Source organism: Mycobacterium sp. TH-M103, from assembly GCF_057473785.1.
The window spans coordinates 1-4,641 of record NZ_JBYCLG010000084.1 but is presented as its reverse complement, the minus strand read 5'-3'; the positions used below and the strand labels follow the sequence as shown (position 1 = coordinate 4,641).

The window sequence follows — 4,641 nt, the reverse complement described above, 5'->3', positions numbered from 1 at the left end:
CGACAGCAAACTCGCCCAGGTGCTCTACCACGACTGGGAAGCCGAAACCTACGACGAGAAGTGGTCGATCTCCTACGACCAGCGCTGCGTCGACTACGCCCGCGGCCGGTTCGACGCCATCGTGCCCGACCAGGTCGCCCGCGAGCTCCCCTACGATCGCGCCCTGGAATTGGGTTGTGGCACAGGCTTTTTCCTGCTCAACCTGATCCAGTCCGGGGTGGCCCGCCGCGGCTCGGTCACCGACCTGTCGCCCGGCATGGTCAAGGTCGCCACCCGCAACGGGCAGGCGCTAGGCCTGGACATCGACGGCCGGGTCGCCGACGCCGAGGGCATCCCCTACGACGACGACACGTTCGACCTGGTGGTCGGGCACGCCGTGCTGCACCACATCCCCGACGTCGAACTCTCGCTGCGGGAGGTGTTGCGGGTGCTGCGGCCGGGCGGCCGGTTCGTGTTCGCCGGCGAGCCGACCAGCGCCGGCGACGTCTACGCACGCACCCTGTCCACGCTGACCTGGCGGGTCGCCACCACCGTGACCAAATTGCCGGGTCTGGGTGGCTGGCGGCGGCCGCAGGCCGAGCTCGACGAGTCCTCGCGCGTCGCCGCGCTGGAGGCCATCGTCGACCTGCACACGTTCACACCGGAGCAGCTGGAGCGCATGGCGCGCAACGCCGGGGCCGCCGCGGTGCGCACCGCCAGCGAGGAGTTCACCGCCGCGATGCTGGGCTGGCCGATCCGCACTTTCGAGGCGTCGGTGCCGCCCGGGCGCCTGGGCTGGGGCTGGGCACGGTTCGCGTTCACCAGCTGGAAGGCGTTGAGCTGGGTGGACGCCGGCGTCTGGCGGCACGTGGTGCCGAAGGCCTGGTTCTACAACGTGATGATCACCGGGGTCAAACCCTCCTGAGCCAGCTCGCCTTCGGCCCCGAGGACGTCAGCTACCTGGCCTCGCCCCCGGGCGTCTCGGCGCTGGCAGCGGTCGCCGAACTCGAGCTGACCGATGTCACCCGCATCGCCGACATCGCCGCGGTGCGAGCCCGGTTCGCCGACCGGGCCGCGGTGCTGGTCGAGACGACGCTGTTGCGCCGGCGCGCCGCAGACAAGCTCGGGTCGTTGGGCCCGCAGGTGTCGCAGTGGCTGTTCACCGACGAGGCGTTACAGCAGGCGACCGCGGCGGCGGTGGCCCTGCACCGGGCCGCGCGCCTGGGCCGGGCCGGGTTACCGGTGCACGACGCGACCTGTTCGGTCGGCACCGAACTGGCGGCGCTGCACCGCTCGGGCGTGCGCGCGCTCGGCAGCGACATCGACCCGGTGCGGGTCGCGATGGCACGCCACAACGTGGGAGCGACGACCGTGCTCTGCCGCGCCGACGCGCTGCACCCGGTGACCCGCGACACGGTCGTCCTCGTCGACCCGGCGCGCCGCGAAGGCGGCCGCCGGCGGCTGCGCCCCGAGGACTACCGGCCCGCGCTGGACCGGCTGATCGACACCTACCGCGAGCGGCACCTCGTCGTGAAGTGCGGTCCGGGCATGGATTTCGACGCGCTGCGACGCCGCGGGTTCGACGGCGAGATCGAGGTGACGTCGTACCGGGGTGCGGTCCGGGAGGCGTGCCTGTGGTCGGCCGGGCTGGCCGGAGCGGGTGTGCGCCGCCGCGCGAGCATCCTCGACGGGGCCTCGCCGGGCGAACAGGTCACCGACGCCGAGCCCGACGACTGCGGTGTGGGGCCGCCCGGACGATGGATCGTCGACCCCGACGGCGCGGTGGTGCGGGCCGGGCTGGTGCGGCACTACGGCGCCCGCCACGGTCTGTGGCAGCTCGACCCCGACATCGCCTACCTGTCCGGCGATCGGCTGCCGCCGGGGGTGCGGGGGTTCGAGGTGCTCGACGAGGTGGCCTTCGACGAGCGCCGGCTGCGCCAGGTGCTGGCGGCGCAGGACTGCGGGGCCCTCGAGATCCTGGTCCGCGGGGTGCGCGTGGACCCCGACGCGCTGCGGCGGCGGCTCCGGCTGCGCGGTGGCCTGCCGCTGTCGGTGGTCATCACCCGGATCGGCGCCGGGGCCGCGGGGCGGGCGACGGCGTTCGTCTGCCGCCCGTCGCGATAACGCCAGGTACGCTGACGGCGGTCATTCTTCCAGGCGTCCTGCCTGTTCAGTTTGCGAGGATAATTCGACGATGCGTTCCCTGATCGTGGCCGCGGTGCTGGCACCGGCGGTGCTGCTGGGCTGGCCGGGCCCGTCATCGGCCTGGGCCGCGCCGTCGGCGTGCGCCGGCCTGGGCGGCGTTGTGGAGGTCACCCAGATGTGCCGGGTGCACGTCACGACGCCGACCTACATCCTCGACTTGACGTTTCCGGTGGACTACCCCGATCAGCAGGCGCTGACCGACTACATCACCAGGAACCGCGACGGGTTCGTCAATGTGGCGCAGAGTTCGGGTTCGCGTAACCAGCCCTACCAGCTGGAGGCCACCAGCGAACAGCACAGTTCCGGCCAGCCGCCGCACGCCACCCGCAGCGTGGTGCTCAAGTTCTTCGAGGACCTCGGGGCGCACCCGTCCAACTGGTACAAGGCCTTCAACTACAACCTGGGCACCAAGAAACCCATCACCTTCGACACCCTGTTCGCGCCCGGCCCCGCGCCGCTGGACGCCATCTTCCCGATCGTGCAGCGCGACCTGGAACGCCAGAGTCCCTTCGGGGCGACCATCCTGCCCTCGACCGGCACGGACCCCTCGCACTACCAGAACTTCGCCATCACCGACGACGCGCTGATCTTCTACTTCGCACCGGGTGAGATGCTGCCACCGTTCTCCGGCCCCGTGCAGGCCCAGGTGCCCCGCAACGCCATCCCGCCGCTGGCGCTGTAGCTGCTAGGCCGGGCCGAAGCCGTACACCTGGCCGTCGCTGGTGGCGGCCACCACCCGGCGGTCCTTGCCGACCGCGACCCCGACCGGGTATCCGGTGGCCGCGGGCAGCGGGTAGCTGTTCGTGGTGCGGCCGTTGCCGGGATCGAACACCAGCAGCGACAAGCCGGGCGCCTCGCCCTGCGGCGGGCCGGCGACCACGGTGTAGCCGACGCCGCCGGCCAGGCTCGACGACGACAGGGGGGTGAGGTCGTCGCGGCGCCAGATTTGCTCGGCGTGGTCACCGGCGTCGGTGAAGGCGGCCAGCCGGGTGTCGGGGCCGCCGCCGGACACGATCAGCCCCTGCGGGCTCACCGCGGGGGGGGTCTGCGCCAGGAATCCCAGCGGCACCGACCACTTCGCCTTCCCGTCGGCGGTGCTCAGGGCCCACAACCGCTCGTCGCGGCCGTTGACGTAGGCCGTCGAGCCGTCGGCGGAGAGCACCGGGCTGGCGATGACGCCGCCGCCCACCGCGTCGCTCGTCCAGTCGCGGGAGAGCTGCCCGGCGCGGAACTTCAGGCCGACGAGCTGCGCGGCCGGCGCGTCCGGCTGCCAGACGCCGAGCACGATCGTTCCGTTGGCCGGCGCGAAGGCGGGGGCCGCCGCGACCGGGCAGCCCGGCCGGGCCGGTGCGCAGTCCGCCAGCCCGCGCGTCGCATCGGTCGGGTCGACGCCGTCCACCAGGTCCAGCGGGCTACCGACCATCTCGCCGCGGTGGGTGTCGAAGACCAGCACCTGTCCGAGGTGGGTGACGACCAGCAGGTGGCCGTGCCCCAGGAAGCGCGGGGTGGTCGGCATCCCGATCACCGGCTTGCGCCACCGCGTCCACTGCGTCACCGGGAAGGAGACGATGGCGCCCGGCTGGCCGACGTAGAGGTTGTCGAAGCCGTCGAACAACGGGCCCGCGAAGCCGCCGCCCTGGACGAGCCGCACGCACCAGCGCTGCCGGCCGTGGTCGTCGTTCTGCCACTCCATCAGCGAGCAGCCGGCCGGCGTCTGCGCGTTCAGCGCGAGATAGCTGCGTGCGCTGAGCGCCGGACCGGCCGCCAGCGAGCCCTTGACCGCACGCGTCCACTGCAACGACAGCCTGGTGGCCCCGCTCGTGGTGGTGTAGCTGCTGTTGGCGGCGTCGCCGTACTGGGCGGGCCAGCCCTGCGCCGGTGCCGCGTCGACCCACGAATCGGTGTTGCCGCATCCGCCCAGCCCCACCGAGGCGACGGCCGCCAGCACCGCAGCCGGCCAGCGCCTGAGCCCAGGCAGGAGATGTCGGGCAAGCACCTCGGTTTCCCAGATCCTTCCGCAACGGCGTTCGGCACGAGCAGCGAACGAGTACAGGTGAGGGTAACCCGCGTCGGCACGCGGGTGCCGGATTGCCCGGCTCCGCGGCCGGCCGACTCCGCCATCCGGCTATGCTGTCCGGCCATGACGTCCATGTGGGGTGCCCCGGTCCATCGCCGCTGGCGTGGATCACGGTTGCGGGACCCACGCCAAGCCCGGTTCCTCACGCTGGCCTCGCTGAGGTGGGTGCTGGCCAACCGCGCCTACACCCCGTGGTACCTGGTGCGCTACTGGCGGCTGCTGAAGTTCAAGCTGGCCAACCCGCACATCATCACCCGCGGCATGGTGTTCCTAGGCAAGAACATCGAGATCCACGCGACACCGGAGTTGGCGCAGCTCGAGATCGGCCGCTGGGTGCACATCGGGGACAAGAACACCATCCGCGCCCACGAGGGCTCGCT

The 4,641-nt window shown here is 72.1% G+C and carries 4 protein-coding genes and 1 pseudogene; 4 read left to right on the top strand and 1 reads right to left on the bottom strand.

What is annotated here, in order from left to right:
* The 3 genes from AC2VOR_RS04875 to AC2VOR_RS04865 all read left to right on the top strand — a co-directional run.
* Positions 1 to 904, top strand: a 904-nt coding sequence (locus AC2VOR_RS04875) for a class I SAM-dependent methyltransferase (protein ID WP_486963292.1), incomplete at its 5' end; no start/stop codon positions are given.
* Positions 862 to 2,103, top strand: a complete 1,242-nt coding sequence (locus AC2VOR_RS04870; RefSeq protein WP_369741688.1) for a class I SAM-dependent methyltransferase — start codon at positions 862 to 864, stop codon at positions 2,101 to 2,103. The genes AC2VOR_RS04875 and AC2VOR_RS04870, both read left to right, overlap by 43 nt.
* Before the next feature lie 70 nt (positions 2,104 to 2,173).
* Complete coding sequence (locus AC2VOR_RS04865) at positions 2,174 to 2,866, top strand: esterase (protein ID WP_369739647.1); 693 nt, start codon at positions 2,174 to 2,176, stop codon at positions 2,864 to 2,866.
* Positions 2,867 to 2,869: 3 nt separating this feature from the next.
* On the opposite strand, the gene AC2VOR_RS04860 is transcribed toward AC2VOR_RS04865, so the two are convergent.
* The gene (locus AC2VOR_RS04860) at positions 2,870 to 4,132 is read right to left on the bottom strand and encodes an outer membrane protein assembly factor BamB family protein (RefSeq protein WP_486963291.1); all 1,263 of its coding nucleotides are present in this window, start codon (positions 4,130 to 4,132) and stop codon (positions 2,870 to 2,872) included.
* Between the two features lie 192 nt (positions 4,133 to 4,324).
* Between AC2VOR_RS04860 and AC2VOR_RS04855 the strand changes: the two are divergent.
* Positions 4,325 to 4,641, top strand: a pseudogene (locus AC2VOR_RS04855) (acetyltransferase); the annotation flags it as partial.

Bases quoted from the DNA above. Each gene is read 5' to 3' on its own strand.
- AC2VOR_RS04865 (WP_369739647.1), top strand. From the start codon at position 2,174: ATGCGTTCCCTGATCGTGGCCGCGGTGCTGGCACCGGCGGTGCTGCTG.